This window comes from Corynebacterium sp. MSK158 (genome assembly GCF_030229085.1).
GTDB lineage: Bacteria > Actinomycetota > Actinomycetes > Mycobacteriales > Mycobacteriaceae > Corynebacterium.
Map to the genome: position 1 here is coordinate 46197 of NZ_JASPHJ010000009.1, position 21296 is coordinate 67492.

Sequence of the window (21296 nt, forward strand, 5' to 3'; positions counted from 1 at the left end):
AGTGCGGATATTTTCCCAATGGGCAGGCGGCGATTTTACGCAGCGGGTAAATCTTACACCGAAGCCGGGTAATATAATCGAATCTATGCCTACGTGGAAAGAAGTAACCGAAGCTAATCCCGAGCACTCTCATAACTTTGCCCGCAAATGGAAGGTGCTTGCCGCACAGGGGAAAGACATTAATGGCGAGGCTCGGCTTATCGACGCCATGGTGGAGCGCAACTCCACCATCCTCGATGCCGGCTGTGGCACCGGCCGCGTCGGCGGCGAGCTGCTTCGCCGTGGCCACAGCGTAGTGGGCGTCGATGTAGACCCCATTCTCATCGAGCACGCTGAGCACGATTTCTCAGAGGGGCAATGGTTCGTGGGAGACCTGTGCGAGGAAGAGGTGCCAGAAGGTCCCTTTGATATCGCCGTATCCGCCGGCAATGTCATGGGCTTTCTAGCAAAGGAAGGCCGCGAGCCCGCTCTGCGCAATATCTATAATTCTCTCAAGCCCGGTGGTCGCCTCGTCACCGGCTTTGGCGAGGGCCGTGGGTGGGAATTTTCTGATTTCCTTGACATGGCACAGAAGGTGGGCTACCGAGTCGACTTCACTTTCTCCTCGTGGGACATGAAGCTCTTCTCGGAGCATTCCACCTTCCTCGTCGCCGTTCTTTCGCGCCCTGGGTCGGACTTGCTGGCCTAAAAGCGCCTATCGGCTTGGTCGAAGAAGTCGACCTCATGGTGGCTGGCGGTAATATAGGCGCGCTCGGCCCGCAGGCGGGTGCGCTCATCCGCCCCGGCAAGGGCTTGTTCGACGATGTCGAGGCTCGCGCGAACCCCGTTAAGGAAGTCCTCGCCGCCGTACATGGAAAGCCAGGAGTGATAGGGGTGTTCGGGGGAATCAAATTCTGCAAGGTGGAGGCCTACCTCTGCATATAGCCAGTAGCAGGGCAGTACCGCCGCAGCGCCCACCGCGTAGTCATCCGTATGCGTCGAGCGGATGAGGAAATCCGTATAGGCGCTAGTAACCCGGGATGCTGCGGTCGTGATATCGCTCTCGAGCCAGCCCCGGTGCAGCTCGGCCTCCACCGCCAAGCAATCATGCGCTCCCTCAGCCCAGTGCAGCTGCTGTGCCGCTTCTGGGGCTTGGCTGGCGAGGCGAGCCAATGCCTTGGAGTAAGCATTAAGATACTGGGCATCTTGGTCGAGGTAGAAGCCAAAGGCATCCTTTTCCAACGCTCCCGTGCCCAAGGCCCGAATAAAGGGCAGTGCCTTGATAGCCTCCCAGTGATCCCCGGCTAGATTCCACAGGCGTTGCGTGTGTGGGCCGGCCGCGGGAACGCGGGGCTGGTCGACGCTTTCCGGTTCTACCAGCTTGCCGGATAAGTACGGCTGGGGCAGGGCAGAGGCCGCCTGCATGAGACGCTGCGAGCGGTGCAGGTGGTCCACGGGTCCGTGTCCCTTGCCCACGTGAAGCGCATCCGCATTAGCAATCGCCTCGTGCAGCCATTGGGTGGACCACGCCAGAGCTGCCGCGGGGCTATCGCCGCCTCCCAGGCGGGTGGCTAGGGCAGAAGAAAGGGAACAGCCAGTTCCGTGCGTATTCTTCGTGTCCACTCGGCTTGCGGCAACGCGGTGTACCAACCCATCCGCATTGACCACCGCATTGTCGGCGATGTCGGCATCGAGGTGCCCGCCCTTGACGACGACCGCGGTATTAGCAGCCTTTGCCCACTCCTTTGCCGTGGCAATCGCCTCTTCTAGGTCGCTCGCCTCGTCCGTCTGGGTAAGGACTGCCAATTCCTTCAAGTTCGGGGTGATGAGATCCACCTGGGAGCAGAGATCGCGCACGGCCTGTTCTGCTTCCTTCTCCAGCAGGCGATCTCCGCTGGTTGCCACCATTACCGGATCAAGTACCACGGGGACATCGTCCGGCAGGCGCCGCAGGAAGTCTGCGACCTTGGCGGTAATGGCGGCGTCGGCAAGCATGCCAATCTTTACCGCATCAATCTCCACATCATCGATGACGGAGTCTAGTTGCTCCTGCAGAAAGTCCACCGGTGGTATGTGGACGCTGCGAACACCCTGAGTGTTTTGAGCCACCAACGCCGTCACGACGCTCATACCGTAGCCGCCTGCGGCAGAGATGGATTTCAGGTCGGCCTGAATTCCTGCTCCGCCAGTGGGATCGGTGCCGGCAATGGACAGTACTCGAGGATAGATGCCTTTAGCCATGGAAAGCCTCCTTAAGCTGGGCGGCGGCTGCTGCGGGGTCCTCGGCCGCCATGATGTCGCTGACTACGCAAATTCCGGCAAAGTCGCTGCCCGCCAGCTCGTGCGCATTATGGGTCTTGATTCCGCCGATGGCGACGGACTCGATGCCACGCTCACGTGCGGCGTGGGCGAGTGCTGCTGCCGCAGATGTACCCATGCCGGCTGGGGCGTTTTTCTTCGTTGCCGTCGAATGTACGGGCCCGATGCCGATGACATCTGGGCGCGCATCGTCTGCAATAGCAGCAAGCTCCTCGTGGCTGCCGATGGATAAGCCAATAAGCTGGCCCTCACCCAGCTTCTCCCGGGCCTCGCGAAAAGCCATATCATCCTGCCCAATGTGCAGGTGGCACCCGAGTTTTGCGGCCACCTCTACGCGGTCATTGATGAATAGCGGGACATCGCCCAGTACGCCAAGCAATTCGCGTGCGGTGCGCTCGATCTGTTCATCGCTAGCTTCCTTGTCCCGGAGCTGGACAACGGTAACACCGCCGCGTACAGCTTCCTGCACGATGGAAACCACGTTGTCTCGACCGCCAGCCAGATCTGGATCGGTGACCAAGTAGAGCGTCCAGTCAATAGACACTTAAACCTCCTCTAGGTCAGTGAGCTTGACCAGGCCCTCGATATCCGCGGTCGGAACATCGTAGAGCGCATCCAGCCAAGCAACGGCAAAGGAGCCGGGGGCGTGGTGCTTTTCGGCGGCCACGCTACCTGCTGCGCCAACGTGCGCGTGGGCTGCGATAATCGCTTCGAAAGGATCCTCCCACGCTGCCAGATATGCGGCGCAGATAGCACCAAGCGAACAGCCGGTACCGATGACGTTCTGGAGCATCGGGTGCCCCGATTCGAGGTAGACGGCACGCGTTGTATCGCCGACATGGACGATAAGATCCCTCGGGCCGGAAATGGCCACGACGGCGCCGGTATCCCGGGAAAGTGCTACTGCCGAGTCCAAGGCGGCTTCCACGCCATCGGTAGATTCGACGCCTCGGCCGCCCTGCCCGGTACCTGCGAGGGCGATGATTTCTGATGCGTTGCCACGAACTGCGCCCGGGCCAAGTGGCAGCACCTCGCGCATGAATTCGGTGCGTTGGCTCAGGCCGCCGGCACCTACCGGATCGAGTACCCAAGGGGTTTGTGCGGACCTCGCCCCAGCGATGGCCTCGCGCATGCCGCCGTATTGCTCGGAGCTGGGCGTGCCGCAATTGATGAGTACGCCGCTGGCTACCTGCGCGAATTCGCGCGATTCCTCCGGCGTATCGACCATCGCTGGGCTAGCCCCGATGGCCAGCAGGGCATTGGCGGTGACGTTACTGACGACCTTATTGGTCAAACATTGAATAAGCGGCGTGGACTCGCGCACAGCGTCGTGTGCGCGCAGAAAAGCATAATCCACAACTATCCCTTCGCTAGTTCTAACTGAGTGCAGGTTCGATGGGTATTTCTCAGCCGCACCATGTGCGGCACCCCATGTTGCGTGTCTCAGCCTAACAAAGGTCACGGAAACTATGTGCGAAAATCGGCGTTCGGTCGCCCCAGTAGTGGAATCGCTGGCGCTAGCAACGGGTAGCCCGGGAAGATAAAAATCGCCGCCCAGAGCCTGCTTTGCAGCAGGTGGGGCGGCGATGCGAGCGAGGAGTTATTACTTCTCGTTCTTGTTAATGATATTGCGTGCGATGCGCTGCTGGTTGGTGATTTCCAGATTGCCGCGGTCGCGGGAGAGGATATTGGTTGCCCAGTTAACCAGCACGGCCAAGCGGCTGCGCAGACCAATAACGTAGGTCAGGTGCAGGCCAAGCCATGCTACCCAACCGGCAAAGCCACCGAACTCGGTCTTGCCCAGCTTAACGACGGCGTTGAAGCGCTTGACGATGGCCATGGAGCCCTTGTCAAAGTAGTCGAAGGCTTCCTTCTCATTAGCGGTAGATTCCTCGTCCACCTTGGCCTGAATGAGCTTAGCGACGTGCGCGCCACCCTGGATTGCAACCTGTGCCAGACCTGGCAGGCGGTTGAGGGAGATCATGTCACCGACCATGTAGACGTTATTGTGCTCGCCCACGGTCAGGTCCTCGTTCACGGAGACGCGACCTGCGCGGTCTGCCTCGACGCCAGCCTGCTCTGCAACCATCTTGCCCAGTGGGGAAGCGGCCACACCAGCAGACCAGATCTTGGTAGCACCCGTCAGGGTGGTCTCCTCCTCGGTCTTCATGTCCTTGTAGGTGACGGTGTCCGCGGTTACATCGGTCACCATAGCGTTCAGGTGCACCTGTACGCCTTCCTTCTCCAAGGTGCGCTGAGCCTTGCGGCCTAGGCGCTTACCAAATGGCGGCAGTACCTGTGGGGCGCCATCGAGCAGGTAAATCTTGGCAGAGGTGGTGCCGTAGTTGGAGTAGACATCGTTGAGGGTACGGTTTGCCAATTCGGCAATCTGGCCGGTGAGCTCAACGCCGGTTGGGCCAGCACCAACGATGATGAAGGTGAGCAGGCGCTCGCGCTCTGCGGGGTCGTCGGTAAGCTCAGCCTTTTCAAACGCCGAGATGATGCGAGAGCGCAGCTCCAAAGCATCGTCCAAGGTCTTCATGCCTGGGGCGAATTCAGCGAAGTGGTCGTTGCCAAAGTAGGATTGACCGGAACCTGCGGCGACAACCAGGGAGTCATAAGCATAGGTGCGGGAGAACTCGTCCTGCTCGGCGGTCACCGTCTGATCCGCCAGGTTTATATCAGTTACCTCAGCGTTGACGAAGTGGACGTTGTCCTGATCGCGCAGCAGCTGGCGGGTGGAAGGGGCAACCTCACCGGCGGAAATCATGCCAGTTGCTACCTGGTACAGCATCGGCTGGAACAGGTGGTGGTTCTTCTTATCGATGAGGGTGATTTCCACATCGGCGTTCTTCAGCTTCTGAACGGTGTTGAGACCACCGAAGCCGGCGCCAACCACGACGACGTGGTGACGGCCGCCGTTAGGACGATAAGGGGTATCAGTCATGGATTTAATGCGACCTTCCTTAAGAAAGCTAATGTTTAGTACCCATACAGTCTAAACACTTCAAACAGAACGCGCATACTTAATGACTGATAAACTTCCGCCGCTCCGTTGCGGTTTCCGTGGGAAGAACCGGCGCGGCTGTGCGGAGCGCCTAAACCGGGGTGCGCACAAAGCTGACTAAGGTTGTTCCGGATAGTGACTTCCTCCGCCCACCAAGGAGCGCACCTGGCATTATGACTTTTACCCGCCCTGAGCATTTGAGCTCTATCGATGCAGAATCCTGGCCCAATGTGGCTACGGTGCCCGCACCTCGTTGGCCTGGAATGAAAGCCCGCCGGGCAGAGGCTGAATTTGCCAAGGCCTGCGATGATGCCGGACTAGAACTAGACCTCGAAGCCGAAGGCGGACCAGATCTCAAGGTGGGGCATGATGCCTTGTTTGAGCGCATTGCCGCTAGCGGTTGGCTGGGATTTGCGGAAAGTTATATGGCAGGAGAGTGGACCGTTACCTCTTCCTCGCAGCTGGTAAAGGTGCTCGGCCGCCTATTGGGAGTGGGCTACCTTCCCAAAGCCAAGGTGCTAGGTGCTGGTAAGTCGGAGCCAGGGGAGCTGCCTCTGGAATTGGTTCGGCTCTATGCCGGCGATGGATTAAGCCATGTAGGTGGGATATTTTCCAGTGGTGTACCGACCACCATTAGGGAAACGGTGGAAAGCTATAGCCCCAAGGCCGGCCGCAAGGAACCGAAGAGCCACTTCGTCGATGTCACGACGCTGAGTGAGCCCACGAGTGTGGACAGGGATGACCTAGGAGATGCGCAGCGCCGCGCAGCGGATTGGCTGCTTGACGCCACCCGTACCGGCGCCGGAACCCACCTGTTGGTGTACCCGGCTGCCGGAATGCAGCCCGCGATGCGGGCGACTAAGCGGCGCGCTACAGTGGACGTTTTGACAAGTGATGTGGACCAAATGAGCCACATGCGCGAGGCCCTCGTATTCGAGGGAGCAGACGATTCCATCCATATCGAGCGCATTCCCGGCGTCGTCCCGAACCCCAAGCAGTGGCACGGGCACTATGACGCCATCGTCACCGTAGAAAAGGTAGAACAACTCAGCGCTAGTGAGCGCAAGGAGTACATCCGCGCAATTGACCGCTTCTTGACGCCTAATGGGCGGGCAGGAATCCAGTCCATCGTGGCGACCGAGTCGATGACTGAGGCCGGTAGGGCCTCGCTTCAGGCTTTGCGAGCCTATGTGTGGCCGGGGTTGGACTATCCGTTCACCACCGAAATGCACCAGCTAGTAGATAAGAACTCGAACCTGCGCATCGTGTCCGAAACACACGTGGGCACCCATTACCTGGAGTCCCTGCGTCAGCAGCGATCCTTTTTTGATGGGCACCTACGGGAGGCAGCGGCCGCTGGATTCGACCCAGTCTTCCGCCGCTTGTGGACCTTCCAATTTGCCCTCCGCGAGGCCCTTATGACGCTCGGGATGATTGACTCGGTGCAATTTGGGTTGGCCCACCGCAACCGCGGGGGCCGGCGTTAGGTGGGCGGCCGTTAGGCCGGCGGCAGTTCGTCGAAGTTCTTCATCAGATCCGCGCTGGGCACAAAGAAATTGGTGCCTGTAAGCGCGGTGGAAAAGTCCAAGATGCGGTCGTAGTTTCCCTCCGGCTTGCCAATGAACATATTGCGCAGGCGCTCCATGACGTTTTCTGGGTCCTTGGCATAACCAATGAAGTAAGTACCCATCTCACCCGCGGCGAAAGAGCCAAAGACCATGTTCTCGCGGTAAATATCTTCCTCTAGGTCATTGAGGGCTACGTGAGAATTAGTGGGCTTGGTATCGTCATCCAACTCGATACCGTCGGCCTTGGTGCGGCCGATCACCTTTTCTTGCTCCTCGGTGCTCAGCTCGTTCCACTTGGCTAGGTCGTGGATATATTTTTGGACGGTGACATAGGAGCCACGGGGGTAGTCGGCGTCGTCGCCAAGCAGCACGGTATCTAAAGCCTCTTCGGCGAGGGGATTGGCGGTGCCATCCACAAAGCCCAGCAAGTCGCGCTGGTCTAGGTACTTGAAACCTTGGGTCTCATCGATAACCCTGGCGGCATCGCCCAGCTGATCCAGTACTTGGCGGGCCATCTCATGACACAGGTCATAGTTATTTGCACGGAAGTGTAGAAGAATATCGCCTGGCGTGGCCGGGGCCTTATGCGCGGCGTCAATTGCCTCAAATTCCTTCAGGCGTTCGGGCATAGGTGCACTGGTCAAACGTCGCCACATGGAGGCACCAATGCCAACTACGGTATAAAGTTCGCCTTCGTTATAGCGGAAATTGACGGACTTAAACAGTCCGGCAAACCCCGTGAGCATATCGCGGGTGGCTTGCTCACCGCCGTCCTTGATCTCAAGGACAAGAAAGAGAGCTGCGCGGGAAGGCTTATCTACTACGTGCTGAATTGTCATGGTGTCAATTTTACGCACTCGTCTGCCTTTCAGGACGCCAGCGGGGTGGGATTGCCCCTTGGTGGAGGCCATCTCAGGACCGCGACAGCAAGCCATGTACGACGATAGAGCAAAGAGAGGGAACCGCACCCATCTTTAAAGTGACATAATGTGAATTATCGGACAATTACAGATATCCGAAGGCCTTCGTGTGTCGCTCCCATATGCGCCCGAGTGCTAACTCATCTTTCCGGCCCATCTACTGGGCCCGGTTCAGCTTCTTTCAATGTCCGCGCAATGTTGCGGCGCTTTGCTTGGCGACGCCCCGCGGCCTTGGCCGCGCCCTGAGTCGGCCGCCAGACTCAGGCGCATGTATCGATTCCAGCTTGTAGCTCATTGGAGTGCAGCTCCGTGACAGCCGGCCCCATCTATCTTTCCGGACCTCTTCATTCCGAGGCCAACTATTAGTGGCGGCGTTTCGCTCGGCGACCGAAAATGCTGAAATTGGGCAAAAATATGCCCTTCTAACAGAGGCAACTACACCACTATATAACGTCACACTGACGTTATTCGGGGAAGTTCCCTCAACGCCGTGAAGGCCTAACTAGCGATTCCGGTAAGCGCTCCACAGCTGCCAGATAGTCAACAGCGCCAAAAGAACCGAGATGGCCACAATGACCCACATATGTTGAACGGCTACGAAAATGGTAAAGCCGATGACAACGACGAGTCGCAGCCACATAAACGGGATAATCTGACGGGAATTCACTGGCTAGGCCCTCGCTAGTTCTTCTCGAAGGAAATGCGGAGATTTACTTCTCCCTTTTCCTCGACCTTCGCGGCGAGCATCTCCGGGGTCTCTACGCCGTAATCAAGGCGATCAACTGGCACGGTGCCGCCGATAACGATCTGGTCTCCATCGCGAAGGACGTCAAAATCTTGAGTGATCTCGTGCGTCTTATTCTTGATCGTCAGATCGCCGGTGAGCTTGACTGTGCCAATGGAGCCGTCATCCGGGACGTCGGCAAGCGAGGCCGGCTTAGTCAGCTCAAAAGAAGACTCCGGGAAAAGCTGGGTCTCAAAGAGCTTGGACTTCATGTTCTGGTCGCGGACCTTCTTATCCGTGGTCAGCTCGTCCATATCAACGGTGACCGTGGCTGTTTTCAGGGTGGAATCAGAAATATCCGCCTGGCCGGTTACCTCCGTGGTGGATCCCGATGTGGTGGTCTTTTCCGCAGGTAGAACCTCGTTAAAGGTAAAACCAACCGAGGTATGGTTATTAGCACGGCCCTTGGCTACCTCCCAGGTGCCATCGAGCTCCGTTGATGCGGCATTTGCGCCGTCGGCAGAAACTGGTTCGGTTTTTACTCCGGCGCCCTTGAGGAGCGAATACACCATCGGGCCAATGGCCACGGCGGTGAGCAACACAATCAGCACCACAAAGATGGTGATGACGAGCTTGCGGTTATAAAAAAGCTTTTTCATCTTCTATCGAAGTCCTTCTAGACGTCGCGCCAGGGCAACAAGCTCTTCGCACAAACCGGCAAGCTCCTGCGCACTAGCGCCTTCCTCCGCGGCGGTGTTGATATCTTCTGCGGAACAACGTAGTTCAAAAAGTCCGTCGCGCAAACTCTCTGCCTTTTCTGGAGTAAGGATCACGGCATTGGCGGGAATCCCCGTGCCACTGACGTTATTTCTTTGCTCATAAGCCCGCTGCTTACAGGAGGCGCTGCAAAACTTTCGTGGCCGCCCCCTACCGCCTTGGTCAATGTCCTTCCCACACCATTGGCAGGAACCGACGTTGCGTTCACGACTAGCTGTACGGATCACCCGATACACTTTAGTCCATTTTAGGCGGGCTGGGAACAAAGACGCGTGGGGGTTCGTTATAATTAGTAGCTCTTAGGCGAAGTTTTGCTTCGCACTCAATCAGGGATCTCTTTGAAAAGGATGATGTTGCATGGCAGATCGCGTACTCCGTGGCAGCCGTATGGGCGCAGTCAGCTACGAAACCGACCGCGACCACGACCTCGCACCGCGCCAGATGGTGAAGTACCGCACCGAAGACGGCGAGATTTACGAGGTGCCTTTCGCGGATGATGCTGAAATCCCTGAGGAATGGATGTGCAAGAACGGCAAGCTGGGTCACCTGGTAGAAGGTGAAGGCGTTGAGTCTAAGCCCGCTAAGCCACCACGCACCCATTGGGATATGCTGCGTGAGCGCCGCTCCATCGAGGAGCTCGATGAGCTACTTGAAGAGCGCATTAACCACCTGCGTTCCCGCCGCCGTTCCGCAGCCCGCCTCCTGAAGGAACAGCAGGAGCAGCAGCAAAAGAACTCTTAAAGTTCTGCGGCAGCAAAAGGCCCGTACCTCCCTACTCTAACTAAGGGACGGTACGGGCCTTATGCGTTGCGGTTGCGCCTACTTCTTGAGCTGCGCAATCTGGTGCTTTGCCAGATGCCCGATCTCGCTGGCGAAGTCAGAGACCCAGCCGGCGCCCTTACGGGCCTGAACGCCTAGATCGTGAATGGAGCCGTCCTTGACTTCACGGTTGACCAACTGGGACACGGCGCCACCGAAGTCCTGCAGCTGCTCAGCGCGATGAGCAACGCCCCACTTGGTGACCTCGAGCAAGGAATCCTTCACGAAGGAACCATCAAGCTTAGATTCGCCATATTCGCGCTCGGTGAAGGTAATGGGAACTTCGCGAACGTCGAAGCCAGCCTTGACGGCACGGAAAGCCAAATCCACCTGGAAGATGTAGCCGGCCTTGGACAGCTCATCAAAGTCGATGGACTCGAGCAGCTCGCGGCGGAACGCACGGTAACCGGCGGTCATATCGGACAGGCCAGCGCCCAGCGCTACGGAGATGTAGATATTGCCAAGGCGGGAGAGGTACTCACGAGAAGCCGGCCAGTTGACGGTCTCGCCACCTGGGATATAGCGGGAGCCGATAACCAGGTCCGCGCCCTTGTCCACCTCTTCCAGCAGCAGGTGAAGCTGTTCCGGGGCATGGGAGCCGTCTGCATCCATCTCACACAGCACCTGATAGTCGCGCTCCAATCCCCACTCAAAGCCGGCGATATAAGCGCCTAGCAGGCCGCCTTTGCCCTCGCGGTGGAGAACGTGGATGTGGTCATCCTGTGCTGCGAACTCATCGGCCTTGTCACCAGTTCCATCGGGAGAGTTATCGTCCACGATGAGGATATGGACCTCTGGGACGGCCTCACGGACGCGTCCAGTAATGAGAGGAAGATTTTCGATCTCGTTATAGGTCGGGATGATGACCAAGGTCGAGGATTCAAGCGTGCTCACAGTGTTTATGCTCCTACGTATGTATCTGTGCCGGAGCGGCGCGGGGTGCGTCGCAGGCGGTTTGTGCGCAAAGCTACCAGTGCGCAGACTGTTCCAATAATAACCATGAGCCATTGCAGGGGCGAACCAAACCTCACGGAAAAGGTCTCGCCGCTACGCAAGGGCAACTGCTCTACCAATGCCTCCGGCGTGAAAATCTCCGTGGACTGGCTAACGTGTCCATCTGGGTGAACAATGGCGGATACTCCAGAGGTCGCCGCCACCACCACGGCTCGATCCGTCTCCATGGCACGCAATCGGCTCATGGCCAATTGTTGGTAGGTCATATCGGAATAGCCAAAGGTGGCGTTATTTGTGGGAGTAGTCAGTAGTTGTGCACCATTTTTCACCGACTCCCTAAAGGCGCTATCGAAGGAAACTTCGTAGCACGTTGCCACGCCAACCGGCACGCCCGCCATGGAGACCACACCTGGGCCGTCACCGGGCTTAAAATCGCCGGCGAGGTCCACATAGTCAGAAAACTTGGCAAAGAAATCCCGCATGGGCATGGTTTCACCGAAGGGCTGCAGGTACTTCTTATAGTGATGGTCTCCCACCGTATGTCCGGGAGCAAAGACCTGCATTGTGTTGCGGGCTCCCACCTCATCCCGCGTAGCGGTGCCAACCAAAACAGGTGCATCTATCGCATCGACGGCACCACTGATCGCCGTGGCTGCCTTGCCGTCACGGAATGGATTGATATCGGAGGAGTTTTCGGGCCAGATGACTAGGTCAATGTCCTTTTCGCGTGCGGCCAGCTTCTTTGTTTCTGCAACGTGGTTGTTGAGGACCGCCTGGCGTTGCCCGGCAAAGTCTAGGCCCATGCGGGGTACGTTTCCTTGGATTGCGGCAACCTTTGCTTCCCCGACAGTCAAATCGTCTCGGTTGATGCCTAAGCCTGCCACCGTCGCGCTTGCAAGGGGAAGGATAGCTGCTAGGAGTGCGGAGCTCTTGGCCTTCCATCCGCGTTGAATCAGGAGCGCAGCGAGACCGCAGCCGCACAAAACTGTGGCTGCGGTAATGAGCGAGGTTCCACCCCACGGCGCCAGGTTGGCTAGCGGTCCGTCGACTTGTCCCCAAGCCAATTTCACCCAAGAGAAACCGCCGAAAGGTACCGAAGAACGCAGCACCTCCACCGCGAGGTAGAAGAACGGGAAGGCAATAAAACCGTATTTCCACCGCGCTACCGCCGCGCCGCCAAGGCCCAGCACAATGGCGTATACCGAAAGCCATACGGCCAAAGCGATGTATGGCCCGCTGCCCACCAATTCGCCGATCCATGGCAGTGTTAGCAGGTACAGCACGAGCGAATGCGCGACTGCAAGAAGCGCGCCTACACGGGCGGAAACGTGCCTAGTTCTCCACGGCAGCAAGCTCGCGTACAGCAAGCCCACGCCCACAATGGCAGCCCACCACCAGCCACGGGGCTCGATGGCGGCATACGTGAGCAGACCAGAAAGACCCGCCACTACGAGGCGGGCAAGAGTCAGCATCACTAGTTCTTTCCGCCCTTGGACTCGCCTCCGGAGGGTCCGAAGTCATCTGGATCCAGGTTCTCACTCCAGCGGCGGATCTCTTCCTCATCCAACACCTCATGCGAGCCAGCATTCTGCGCGCTGGAGTGCCCACTTTGTGTTGCTTGGCCACGACCAAAGGAGCCAAAGTCACCATAAGAGTCGTGCTGCTGCGCCATTGGGGTGGCCTCGTAGATCTTAACGCCCATGTTCTCGATCTTGCGGTACAAAGAGGCCGCCATCAACGTGCGGAAGACGGCGCGGGTCGGCGAGAAGATAAAGAGGGCTCCGAGGATCGTCGTCAAGAAGCCCGGCAAAGAAAGCAACATGCCGCCTACCAAGGTAAGGCCCACATTGCTGGCGGTCTTGCCCACATTGCCGCCGCGAACCACGTATGCGCCGTCCCCAGTGCGTTCGACCTGCTTTCCCATCAAACGGCGCACTTCAATGCCAGCGATGGACATTCCGAAGAACATGGTGACAAAGAGTGCGATAAGCGCCCAGCCAACACCGATCCATTTAGAGACGGCCCAAAAAGTCAGGGTCTCTGCGACCATGTAGAGAGCAAAATACATAAACGGCATGGCCTCAGTCTAACGAGGCAGACTGATAAAGTGCTGGCAACACTCATGCGCGAAGGTGCAACCGCGGCAGGTTAGACTAGTGCGCATGTTTACTCCTGCGCTTTTTGAAGACCCCCAGTACGGCACGTGCATCCGCATCCACGTTGCCGGCGGCAGCACCCACGCCCAGGATTGGGTCACTTTGGCGCAGTGTGCCAGTGCTGTTGCGGATGGGTATGTCTACATCGACCGGTTCTCCACAATCGAGTTGCGCGGCATTAAGGATGCAGAGGCACTCAATCAGCAACTCCAGGAGTTGCGATTGCGCGCCACGGCGATGCCGGTGCTGGCTTCGCCTTTGTCGGCGGAGGCCAAGCAAACGGCCCAGGATATCGCGGCTGAGCTAGGAGCGGTGGAAGGCGGACCCGGACTGGCCGTTATCGCCCACGACGACGTACCGACCGATGCGGCTGCAGTCAGCCTTAGCATCGACGGGGACGGTGCCCTGCGCCTTGAGCATTCCCCGCTTGGCGACGCCCCCTCTGCCCCACTGACTCCACAGGCTGCCGCCGACCACTATGAGGAGGCGCTCCAAGGCACCGAATCCCTAGAGCATGATGCCTCCGCCCTGGCAGAACCAGGCCCTATTGGCTGGTTAGATGATCATTTGCCTGCGGGCGTTGTAGATCTGGGGGCGGGCGTGCACCGCGGCGCCATCCCTGCTGAGTTTGCGCAGCTCATCGGCCAATTAGAGGTTGACATCACCGTCACCCCGTGGGGCGGATTAGTCTTTCACAATATTGCCGAGGGTGACGCCGAAGTAGTACTGCGCGTACTCGCCCCACGCGGTTTTATCTTCGACATCAACTCTCCCCTGCTGCGCGCAGAGTAGAAAGAGCGCAAGGTTTAGCGCGGCATGTGCCGCCAGAGTGGGCGCGGTACAAGCCGCATGACCCACGCTAGGCCCTGCAGCGCCCGAGGAATCCACACGGTGCGCGAACGCGGCTTACCGCGCCGTGCATCGCGGGCAATGCAGCTGACAACTGCCTCGGCCACATCTGCCGGCCGCACGGAAAGTGGCGCCGGCTTCATTCCTTCGGTCATGCTGCCGATGACAAAGCCAGGGCGCGCGGTAATAAGGCCTACCTGGCTGCCGTGCAGCTTGTCCGCCAGCCCCTGACAAAAGGCATCAAGACCAGCCTTGGTCGATCCGTACACGTAATTTGCCCGGCGGGCCCTCCAGCCTGCTATCGAGGAAAAGGCAACGATATGGCCGCGGTCCATTCGCTGCGAAACCAGCGTAAGCAGTGAAATCTGCGCGGCATAATCAATTGTGGCGATGTCGACCGCGTGGGAAGCATCGCGTTCTGCCCGCTGCTGATCGCCCAAGATGCCAAAGGCGACGACAGCAAGCTCAAGGGGGCCTGCCAGCTCTATGGCGCGATCCACAACCCCGGCATGGGACGGAAAATCTGCGGCGTCGAAATCAAGCAGATGCACGCTGCGCGCACCTGCCGCCCGGAGCCGGCCTTCCATGCCCTCCATTCCGTGGGTGCCACGAGCGGCGAGCACAATATCGTGGCCTGGGGCTACTCTCCTAGCGATTTCTCCGCCGATATCGCTACGGCCGCCTAGAATCAGTACGCCAGCCATTAGCGAACGTCACGCGGCGCTTGGTTCAGGGACTCGTAGCCATCGTTGGTAAGCACAACGATGTCTTCCAAACGCATGCCCCACTTGCCTTCCAAGTAGATACCCGGCTCAATGGAAAAGGCCATGCCCTCTTCCAGGGCGAGATCGTTGCCTTCCATAATGAAGGGCTCCTCGTGCGTGGACAGGCCGATGCCATGTCCGGTGCGGTGGACAAAGTAGTCGCCCCAACCGGCTGCCGAGATCGCCTGGCGGGCAATGGCATCGATGTCTGCGGCGGTGCTGCCGGGGTGGGATGCTGCGCGGGCGGCCGCTTGGGCGTCGGCAAGCACGGCATAGGCATCCTGAAAATCCTGCGGGGCCGTGGAAAAATCCCCGCCCACTACGTAGGTGCGGGTGCAATCGGAGTGGTAGCCGGAAGGCAAAGTGCCGCCGATATCGACGACGACTGGCTCTCCCTCCGCCAACACGCGATCCGAAAAGCTATGGTGCGGGTTGGCGCCATTCGGGCCCGATCCGACGATGACGAAATCGATAATGGAGTGCTCCTGCAGGATGAGCTTTTCCAGCTCGTGGGCCACCTCGGCTTCGGTGCGGCCGGCCTGCAAAAGCTGTGGAACTTGCGCGTGGACCGCGTCGATGGCATGGCCAGCCTTGCGCAGCTCAGCAATCTCAGCCTCATCCTTGCGGGTAAAGAGTTCGGCCAGTGCGTAAGTGGCCAGTTCATAGCTGGCGTGTGGAAGCAGATCTTGGAAACGCAGCACGTGGTCTGCAGTCAGCGACTGTCCCAGCGCTACCTTGCCTAGTCCGTCGCCTGCGCCACGCAGTGCAAGCTCATAAGGATTTTCTCCGTCATTCCAGCCACGCAACTCTACATCCAGCTCACCTACCGGTGCAGCCTTGATATCGGTGATATCGGTATTAGGCGCGGCGATCCATGCATGGCCCTGCTGCGGCACGACCAAGACCGTCAAGCGTTCGTGGGAAGAAACCCAAGAGCCGGTGAGGTAGGCAAAGTCTGGTCCCGTGCCAATCAATAGCAGATCGATGCCCTTGTCTGCAGCTGCCTTTTGGGCGGCGTGCAGACGCTGGGCGTAGACATCAGCGGAAAAAGTCTGAGTATCAGTCATGTCTCAGAGTCTACTCGTCCGCGCCGCGGATTTTAGGCGCCAATGGCTACGACACCGCGCTGAATTGCGTCGATAGCCCGGCGGGCGTTGCGTTGAATTTCGCCGTCGTACCCCGTCTTAGCCACTTGTTGGAGCAGGTCGATAACTTGGCGGCACCAGCGGACAAAATCACCGGGGGTGAGCTCGGCGCCGGCTTCGTTTGCCGCAGCCATGCAGTAGCCCAAGGGTGCACCTGCCGCCCATTGGTGTACGGCCAAAGCGAATCCGGCCTCTGGTTCACGGGTGGGCGGCAGCCGGTGGCGCTGCTCATCAGCGGTAAGTTCGGTGTACACGCGCCACGTGGCATTCATAGCGTCAGCCATGCGCTCGGTGGCTGCTTCCGGTTGCCCACTGGTGGCCTTGCGGTTTTCGAAACAGCACAGGGAGGCAACGCCGGCAAGCTCTGCGGGATCGAGTTCATCCCAAATTCCGCGCTTGAGGCATTGAGCAACGAGCAGATCAGATTCGCTGTGAATTTTGGCAAGGCGCTCGCCTTCTTCGGTGATCACCGGCGTGCGATCGGCACCGACCCCGGTGAACTCTACGTAGTCCATCTCTGCGAGGAGGTCCACAATGCGCTCGAAGGTGCGGCCCAATGTATCCGTAGCCTTATTGACCTTGGACTGCAGCTTGTCTCGATCACGCTCGCGCCGTGCGAGCTTTTGTGCCAGGCCCGCCAGCTGTTCGCGGTCAGTAGCCGGCCAATCGTGAGCAGGATGGGCACGCAGTGCGTCGCGCAACTGACCTACCCGCTTATTTGGCCGGGCGCGGGTGTGCGACTTCATGCGCTTGGGCCGGTCAAAGTGTTCACGGTGCAAGACATCCTGCACATATCGGGTATTGCGGCGCGGGTTCTTGCGCACCGGCTTGGGGATCTTGATGCTACCGACTTGGATCGGTGCGTTATTGATTCCGGCTGCATCGATACGTCCCGACCACCCGGACTCAGTGGTAATCCACGGGCGGGGATCCGCAGTTTGGTTCGCGGGAGTAACAACCGCGGCGAGAATAGGACGCTTCTTGCCGGGCATGGCAATAACATCGCCCAGCTGCAGACGCCCTAGTACCGCGATAACCTCTTGGTTTCGTTGATTGACACTATCGATTTTTGATTGTTTTTCTTCCGCTGTGAGCTCGCGGCGCAGGCGGACATAGTCCATGAGAACCTCGGCGGGATCCTCCCCGTCTTTAGCAGGCGGTGCAAGTGAGACCACGGCATCATCGAGCTGGTTGCGCAGTTCCCGCACGCGATGCTCGGCGCGTTCAATCTCGCGGGTCTCCTCCACAACCGAGCCATCGGCCTGGAACTGCGCGAAAGACTTTTCCAAAAGGCGGAGAGAATCCTCGAAACCAAGCATTCCCAGCAAATTGATCGCCATATTGTAGCCCGGTGCAAAAGTGGAAATGAGAGGATACGTACGGGTAGAAGCAAGGCCAGCTACTTGACGCGGATCCATGGCGGGAGCCCACTGCACGACTGCATTGCCCAACGTGTCGATGCCACGGCGTCCTGCCCGGCCAGTCAGCTGCGTGTACTGGCCTGGGGTGAGATCGACGTGCGCCTCACCATTGAACTTGATGAGCTTTTCTAGCACCACAGTGCGCGCCGGCATATTGATGCCGAGTGCGAGCGTTTCGGTAGCAAACACGGCGCGGACGAGTCCGCGTACGAATAGGTCTTCCACGATATGCCGGAAGGCGGGCAGCATACCTGCGTGGTGCGCGGCAAAGCCGCGGGACAGGGCTTCGCGCCAGCGCTTAAAGTCTAGGACCTGCAGATCTTCTTCAGGGATACCTTCCACACCCGCATCGACGATGTCCTTGATGTGCTGTGCTTCCTCTTGTGAGGTAAGCACCATGCGGCTGCGCAGGCACTGATAGAGAGCGCCATCGCAGCCTGCACGGGAGAAGATGAAGGTGATCGCCGGAAGCATGTCCTGCGATTGCAATACCTTCAATACCTCTGGGCGGCCCAAGGGGCGATAGCGATCCTGCTGCCGGGCGGCGCCGGAGCGTCCCCTTCCCTTACCGTGGAATTCGCTGCGGCCGCCACCCTTGTGACGCGCACGCGCACGAAAGCCCTTGCCAGACTTATAGTCCGCGCGACCATCGTCGGTATCGCCAGCTTCAAGGCGGTGGATCCTACGCTCGAGCTCGGCGTTGACCTGGCCGCCAGATTCTGGTTCGAAGAGCGGATAAATCTTGCGTCCCAGCATCATCCACTGGTCGAGGGGAACTGGTCGGTGTTCGGAGACAATGACGGTGGTATCGCCGCGCACGGTAGAAAGCCAATCGCCGAATTCTTCCGAATTAGACACTGTGGCAGATAGGCCGATGATGGAGACATGATCCGCGAGATTGAGTATGACCTCTTCCCACACTGCGCCGCGGGAGGCGTCAGCCAAAAAGTGGATCTCATCCATGACCACGTGGGTTAGACGATCCAGAGCCGCGGATTCTGCGTAAATCATATTGCGCAGCACCTCTGTGGTCATGACGACGATCTCTGCATCAGAGTTGATCGATACGTCACCGGTGAGCAGGCCTACGGCTTCTTCGCCATGCTCTTCCACCAAGTCGTGGTACTTCTGGTTACTCAAGGCTTTAATCGGCGTCGTGTAAAAGCACTTGGTTCCCCGGCTCAGCGCCAAAGAGACAGCAAATTCGCCCACGATGGTTTTGCCGGCGCCAGTAGGCGCGCAAACCAGTACGCCATGACCGTCCTCCACGGCCTGGCAGCCCTTTACCTGGAACTCATCCAACGGGTATGGCAGGGCTGCGGTAAAAGAATCCAGATGAGTTTCAGTCATGACTCCCCAGGCTACCCGTGCCTAGAGTACATCGTCGAAAAAGCCGCCGCTGGTCGACGAAGTCCCACTGGCGCCGGTGCTCCATGTCTGCTGTGGCTGCTGCTGTGCCTGTTGTATTGGCTGTGAAACGGGTTGAGTAGATCCCGGTGAAGGGTTTACTCTGCTCGGCGCCTCGACAGGGGTTGGCCCGCCGATGACTCCTGGTCCAGCACCAAGCGGCGAAGCAGTCTCATCATCGAGATCCATCCACTCGGGGCGTTCGCGTTGCATGCGCTTGTCATGGAGGCGGCAGAACTGGAATGCGATCTCGATGAGTAAGATGAGTGAACCAGCCAGTACCACCATCGAGAAAGGGTCCTGGCCTGGGGTGACGAAGGCGGCGAAAATCATCACGACGACAATGATGATGCGACGCTTGTCTTTGACGTGTTCATATTCGAGCACGCCAATAAGGTTCAGAGACACGATAAGCAGTGGGATTTCAAAGCTAATGCCAAAGATAAGCAGCAGGGCCAGGAGGAAGTAGAAATATCGCTCACCGGTCAGGGCCGCTGTTTGATACTCGGCGCCGATGCCCATGAGGAATTCCAAACCCACGGACAAGATGAAATAGGCCAGCACGGCACCGGCAACGAATAGGCCCACCGCGGCGCTGACAAAGCTCAACGTGTAGCGGCGCTCGTTCTTATGGAGACCAGGCACAACGAAGGCCCAGACCTGGTACAGCCACACCGGCGAGGACAATACGGTGCCAGCCAAGGCACCTACTTTTAGGCGCAACAGGAGCATTTCAAACGGGCTGGTGGCCAATAGTCGGCACTCGCCGTCCGCGCTGAAGGATGCTCGCTTATCGGGGGGCAGCGCACAATACGGTTCTCGTAGAATTTCACCCAACGGAGATAGCCCGAATGGTGCTCGCTGGTACCAAATGAACCCAATGATGGCCCCGACGACAACCGCTAACACGGAAATAATGATGCGACGGCGCAGCTCCTGCAGGTGCTCCACCAAGGTCATCTCCCCGGTGGGGTTCTTCTGCTTGCGCGAAAAGCGCAGCTTACCCTTCACGCTCTTGTTTGCTTTCTGGGGAGATAGAGGCTGTGACTGTGACGACATCAGTGTGGCTCTTTCAACGCAAAGAAGCGAACACTTCCCTACTGCACGGATTGCGGGTGCATATCCGCGCGCTGTAGGGGTGTTCGCGCGGCGACAGGTTAGGGGCGTTTACTGCTGAGTGTTGGTGTTGTTCTGCTGGCCCGGCTGCATGTCTGGGCGGTTCCAGAACTCCTCATCAGACTGCTGCTTCTGGTTCAGCTGTGCCTGAGACTGAGAACGCTGGGCTTCCTCGGAATGCATCTCATTGACCTCAGACTTGAAGATGCGCGCGGAACGGCCAATAGAGCGTGCCAATTCCGGCAACTTCTTTGCACCGAATAGCAAGACGATGACAAGAACGATTAGGCCAATTTCCATAGGTCCTATGCTCATGGAGAAACCTCTTTCAATTAGTGCACCAGCATGCCGGGAAGCATCACCGCCAACTTATCTGCCGGCGGGCGGGCGCAGTAAACGGGCAAGTAACTGGCTACTGAGTATAGCCGCTCAAGGCGGTGTTTCCTCGCTCCGCAATGAGGTTTACCACGGATTGAGGAGCCACTACCCGCAACCTATCAGCTTGAGCAAGGGCAAAGCGAATAAGCCAATCCACTGATCCCATTGGCATCGTTGCAGCTACTTCCCCATTTCCTAAGTCTTCGCCTAGGCGCATATCGTAATATTCAGCCAGCCACGTGAATTCTTGGTTAACTGCTAGTTGCACGGTGTCCCCATCGCCCAATTTAAAGGGTGAAGAAGCATCAAAGTCGAGGTCTTTCAGGTGCGGTTGGGATTCTTCCTCCACGATGCGAGCATTACTAATGCGGTCGATGCGGAAGGTGCGATGCGCTTGCTTTGCTTCCTCCCAAGCGGCCAAGTAGGCCTCGGAATCGACGATGAAAATGCGGGCTGGATCCACTACCCTTTCGGATTCTGCATTCGAAGAAGCACTCCAGTAGTGCAGCCGGATCCGCTTTCGTTCATCAACCGCCTGGGACAAAAGCGCCTGGATATCCGTCTCTTCAGGGGCTGGAGTAGATAGCGAATCATAAATGGCAACAGTTCTTTCATCCATGATGCCGCGCAGCTTAGCGGCGGCGGATTCGACCGCGCGGGCGTCGATTAGCCCTGGCATCGCCTGCAAGGACTCCAAGGTAAGAAGCAAGGCACCGGCTTCGGTTGGGGTGAGCCGCAGTGCCTGGCTTAAGCCTTGATCATTATGGATGGTTACCCCATCGCGATAGCTAAAGGAGAGATCGATGAGGTCTTCGGTATTGCGCCCCGTGCCGGAGCAAAAGAGGCGATCGAGAGCTTCCTTCAGCTCGCCGGGTTCCATACCTAAGTCCTTGGCCGCTTCCATGGGCGTCTTGTCGGGATGATTCTTGAAGTACGGAATCAGGTTCAAAGAGCGCACGAGCGCCTGGAGCTTCTGTGATCCATCAGCCATGA

The 21296-nt window shown here is 58.4% G+C and carries 21 protein-coding genes; 4 read left to right on the forward strand and 17 right to left on the reverse strand.

Annotated elements, in window-relative coordinates; genetic code table 11:
• Window positions 1–85: 85 nt before the first annotated feature.
• Complete coding sequence (locus QP915_RS08220; RefSeq protein WP_239278830.1) at window positions 86–688, forward strand: class I SAM-dependent methyltransferase; 603 nt, start codon at window positions 86–88, stop codon at window positions 686–688.
• Here QP915_RS08220 and QP915_RS08225 read toward each other — a convergent pair.
• The 4 genes from QP915_RS08225 to QP915_RS08240 all read right to left on the reverse strand — a co-directional run bounded on the left by QP915_RS08225 (window position 685) and on the right by QP915_RS08240 (window position 5245).
• On the reverse strand, window positions 685–2220 hold the full coding sequence (locus QP915_RS08225) for a bifunctional hydroxymethylpyrimidine kinase/phosphomethylpyrimidine kinase (RefSeq protein ID WP_284768993.1): 1536 nt from the start codon (window positions 2218–2220) through the stop codon (window positions 685–687). The genes QP915_RS08220 and QP915_RS08225 overlap by 4 nt on opposite strands.
• Window positions 2213–2842, reverse strand: coding sequence for a thiamine phosphate synthase (gene thiE, locus QP915_RS08230; RefSeq protein ID WP_284768994.1), 630 nt, complete (start codon window positions 2840–2842; stop codon window positions 2213–2215). Before thiE ends, QP915_RS08225 begins: the two co-directional genes overlap by 8 nt.
• The gene (gene thiM, locus QP915_RS08235) at window positions 2843–3655 is read right to left on the reverse strand and encodes a hydroxyethylthiazole kinase (RefSeq protein WP_284768995.1); all 813 of its coding nucleotides are present in this window, start codon (window positions 3653–3655) and stop codon (window positions 2843–2845) included.
• A 246-nt stretch (window positions 3656–3901) separates the two neighbouring features.
• Window positions 3902–5245: an NAD(P)/FAD-dependent oxidoreductase gene (locus QP915_RS08240; protein ID WP_284768996.1), complete on the reverse strand. Its 1344-nt coding sequence runs from the start codon at window positions 5243–5245 to the stop codon at window positions 3902–3904.
• A 233-nt stretch (window positions 5246–5478) separates the two neighbouring features.
• On the opposite strand from QP915_RS08240, the gene QP915_RS08245 reads away from it, so the two are divergent.
• Complete coding sequence (locus QP915_RS08245; protein WP_284768997.1) at window positions 5479–6792, forward strand: SAM-dependent methyltransferase; 1314 nt, start codon at window positions 5479–5481, stop codon at window positions 6790–6792.
• A gap of 11 nt (window positions 6793–6803) precedes the next feature.
• Here the strand turns inward: QP915_RS08245 and QP915_RS08250 are convergent, their stop codons facing one another.
• The 4 genes from QP915_RS08250 to QP915_RS08265 all read right to left on the reverse strand — a co-directional run bounded on the left by QP915_RS08250 (window position 6804) and on the right by QP915_RS08265 (window position 9521).
• Complete coding sequence (locus tag QP915_RS08250; RefSeq protein ID WP_284768998.1) at window positions 6804–7712, reverse strand: Dyp-type peroxidase; 909 nt, start codon at window positions 7710–7712, stop codon at window positions 6804–6806.
• 583 nt (window positions 7713–8295) lie between these two features.
• Window positions 8296–8460: a hypothetical protein gene (locus tag QP915_RS08255; RefSeq protein WP_284768999.1), complete on the reverse strand. Its 165-nt coding sequence runs from the start codon at window positions 8458–8460 to the stop codon at window positions 8296–8298.
• 14 nt (window positions 8461–8474) lie between these two features.
• Window positions 8475–9176 carry a YceI family protein gene (locus QP915_RS08260; protein ID WP_284769000.1) on the reverse strand — a complete coding sequence of 234 codons (702 nt, stop codon included), beginning with the start codon at window positions 9174–9176 and terminating at the stop codon, window positions 8475–8477.
• A 3-nt stretch (window positions 9177–9179) separates the two neighbouring features.
• A complete protein-coding gene (locus QP915_RS08265) occupies window positions 9180–9521 on the reverse strand; it encodes a hypothetical protein (protein ID WP_034655353.1) in 342 nt (113 codons plus the stop codon).
• A 130-nt stretch (window positions 9522–9651) separates the two neighbouring features.
• On the opposite strand from QP915_RS08265, the gene QP915_RS08270 reads away from it, so the two are divergent.
• Window positions 9652–10035: an RNA polymerase-binding protein RbpA gene (locus tag QP915_RS08270; RefSeq protein WP_023021567.1), complete on the forward strand. Its 384-nt coding sequence runs from the start codon at window positions 9652–9654 to the stop codon at window positions 10033–10035.
• 78 nt (window positions 10036–10113) lie between these two features.
• On the opposite strand, the gene QP915_RS08275 is transcribed toward QP915_RS08270, so the two are convergent.
• The 3 genes from QP915_RS08275 to QP915_RS08285 are packed head-to-tail and all read right to left on the reverse strand — an operon-like array spanning window position 10114 to window position 13144.
• Window positions 10114–11007 (reverse strand): polyprenol monophosphomannose synthase, encoded by an 894-nt coding sequence (locus tag QP915_RS08275; protein WP_225746958.1) that lies wholly within the window; start codon window positions 11005–11007, stop codon window positions 10114–10116.
• Window positions 11008–11012: 5 nt separating this feature from the next.
• Window positions 11013–12539, reverse strand: a complete 1527-nt coding sequence (lnt, locus tag QP915_RS08280) for an apolipoprotein N-acyltransferase (protein ID WP_502869326.1) — start codon at window positions 12537–12539, stop codon at window positions 11013–11015.
• A gap of 2 nt (window positions 12540–12541) precedes the next feature.
• Window positions 12542–13144, reverse strand: coding sequence for an FxsA family protein (locus QP915_RS08285; protein ID WP_284769002.1), 603 nt, complete (start codon window positions 13142–13144; stop codon window positions 12542–12544).
• A gap of 85 nt (window positions 13145–13229) precedes the next feature.
• Between QP915_RS08285 and QP915_RS08290 the strand changes: the two genes are divergently transcribed.
• Window positions 13230–14015 carry a precorrin-3B synthase gene (locus QP915_RS08290; protein WP_284769003.1) on the forward strand — a complete coding sequence of 262 codons (786 nt, stop codon included), beginning with the start codon at window positions 13230–13232 and terminating at the stop codon, window positions 14013–14015.
• Window positions 14016–14029: 14 nt separating this feature from the next.
• On the opposite strand, the gene QP915_RS08295 is transcribed toward QP915_RS08290, so the two are convergent.
• The 6 genes from QP915_RS08295 to QP915_RS08320 form a co-directional block, all read right to left on the reverse strand.
• Window positions 14030–14776, reverse strand: a complete 747-nt coding sequence (locus tag QP915_RS08295; RefSeq protein ID WP_284769004.1) for an SDR family oxidoreductase — start codon at window positions 14774–14776, stop codon at window positions 14030–14032.
• Window positions 14776–15903, reverse strand: a complete 1128-nt coding sequence (locus tag QP915_RS08300; RefSeq protein WP_284769005.1) for a M24 family metallopeptidase — start codon at window positions 15901–15903, stop codon at window positions 14776–14778. The genes QP915_RS08295 and QP915_RS08300 overlap by 1 nt, the downstream gene beginning before the upstream one ends.
• A gap of 32 nt (window positions 15904–15935) precedes the next feature.
• The gene (locus tag QP915_RS08305; protein WP_284769006.1) at window positions 15936–18752 is read right to left on the reverse strand and encodes a DEAD/DEAH box helicase; all 2817 of its coding nucleotides are present in this window, start codon (window positions 18750–18752) and stop codon (window positions 15936–15938) included.
• Between the two features lie 21 nt (window positions 18753–18773).
• Window positions 18774–19868 carry a twin-arginine translocase subunit TatC gene (gene tatC, locus QP915_RS08310; protein ID WP_502869263.1) on the reverse strand — a complete coding sequence of 365 codons (1095 nt, stop codon included), beginning with the start codon at window positions 19866–19868 and terminating at the stop codon, window positions 18774–18776.
• 108 nt (window positions 19869–19976) lie between these two features.
• Window positions 19977–20240, reverse strand: a complete 264-nt coding sequence (tatA, locus tag QP915_RS08315; RefSeq protein ID WP_269945208.1) for a Sec-independent protein translocase subunit TatA — start codon at window positions 20238–20240, stop codon at window positions 19977–19979.
• A 97-nt stretch (window positions 20241–20337) separates the two neighbouring features.
• The gene (locus tag QP915_RS08320; protein ID WP_284769007.1) at window positions 20338–21294 is read right to left on the reverse strand and encodes a helix-turn-helix transcriptional regulator; all 957 of its coding nucleotides are present in this window, start codon (window positions 21292–21294) and stop codon (window positions 20338–20340) included.
• Window positions 21295–21296: the final 2 nt, after the last annotated feature.

What these genes read in the sequence shown, in the direction of transcription:
- QP915_RS08220 (WP_239278830.1), top strand. Translation starts at nt 86, where the DNA reads ATGCCTACGTGGAAAGAAGTAACCGAAGCTAATCCCGAGCACTCTCAT.
- QP915_RS08225 (WP_284768993.1), bottom strand. Translation starts at nt 2,220, where the DNA reads ATGGCTAAAGGCATCTATCCTCGAGTACTGTCCATTGCCGGCACCGAT.
- QP915_RS08240 (WP_284768996.1), bottom strand. Translation starts at nt 5,245, where the DNA reads ATGACTGATACCCCTTATCGTCCTAACGGCGGCCGTCACCACGTCGTC.
- QP915_RS08245 (WP_284768997.1), top strand. Translation starts at nt 5,479, where the DNA reads ATGACTTTTACCCGCCCTGAGCATTTGAGCTCTATCGATGCAGAATCC.
- QP915_RS08250 (WP_284768998.1), bottom strand. Translation starts at nt 7,712, where the DNA reads ATGACAATTCAGCACGTAGTAGATAAGCCTTCCCGCGCAGCTCTCTTT.
- QP915_RS08260 (WP_284769000.1), bottom strand. Translation starts at nt 9,176, where the DNA reads ATGAAAAAGCTTTTTTATAACCGCAAGCTCGTCATCACCATCTTTGTG.
- QP915_RS08270 (WP_023021567.1), top strand. Translation starts at nt 9,652, where the DNA reads ATGGCAGATCGCGTACTCCGTGGCAGCCGTATGGGCGCAGTCAGCTAC.
- lnt (WP_502869326.1), bottom strand. Translation starts at nt 12,539, where the DNA reads ATGCTGACTCTTGCCCGCCTCGTAGTGGCGGGTCTTTCTGGTCTGCTC.
- QP915_RS08285 (WP_284769002.1), bottom strand. Translation starts at nt 13,144, where the DNA reads ATGCCGTTTATGTATTTTGCTCTCTACATGGTCGCAGAGACCCTGACT.
- QP915_RS08290 (WP_284769003.1), top strand. Translation starts at nt 13,230, where the DNA reads ATGTTTACTCCTGCGCTTTTTGAAGACCCCCAGTACGGCACGTGCATC.
- QP915_RS08295 (WP_284769004.1), bottom strand. Translation starts at nt 14,776, where the DNA reads ATGGCTGGCGTACTGATTCTAGGCGGCCGTAGCGATATCGGCGGAGAA.
- QP915_RS08300 (WP_284769005.1), bottom strand. Translation starts at nt 15,903, where the DNA reads ATGACTGATACTCAGACTTTTTCCGCTGATGTCTACGCCCAGCGTCTG.
- QP915_RS08305 (WP_284769006.1), bottom strand. Translation starts at nt 18,752, where the DNA reads ATGACTGAAACTCATCTGGATTCTTTTACCGCAGCCCTGCCATACCCG.
- tatC (WP_502869263.1), bottom strand. Translation starts at nt 19,868, where the DNA reads ATGTCGTCACAGTCACAGCCTCTATCTCCCCAGAAAGCAAACAAGAGC.
- tatA (WP_269945208.1), bottom strand. Translation starts at nt 20,240, where the DNA reads ATGAGCATAGGACCTATGGAAATTGGCCTAATCGTTCTTGTCATCGTC.
- QP915_RS08320 (WP_284769007.1), bottom strand. Translation starts at nt 21,294, where the DNA reads ATGGCTGATGGATCACAGAAGCTCCAGGCGCTCGTGCGCTCTTTGAAC.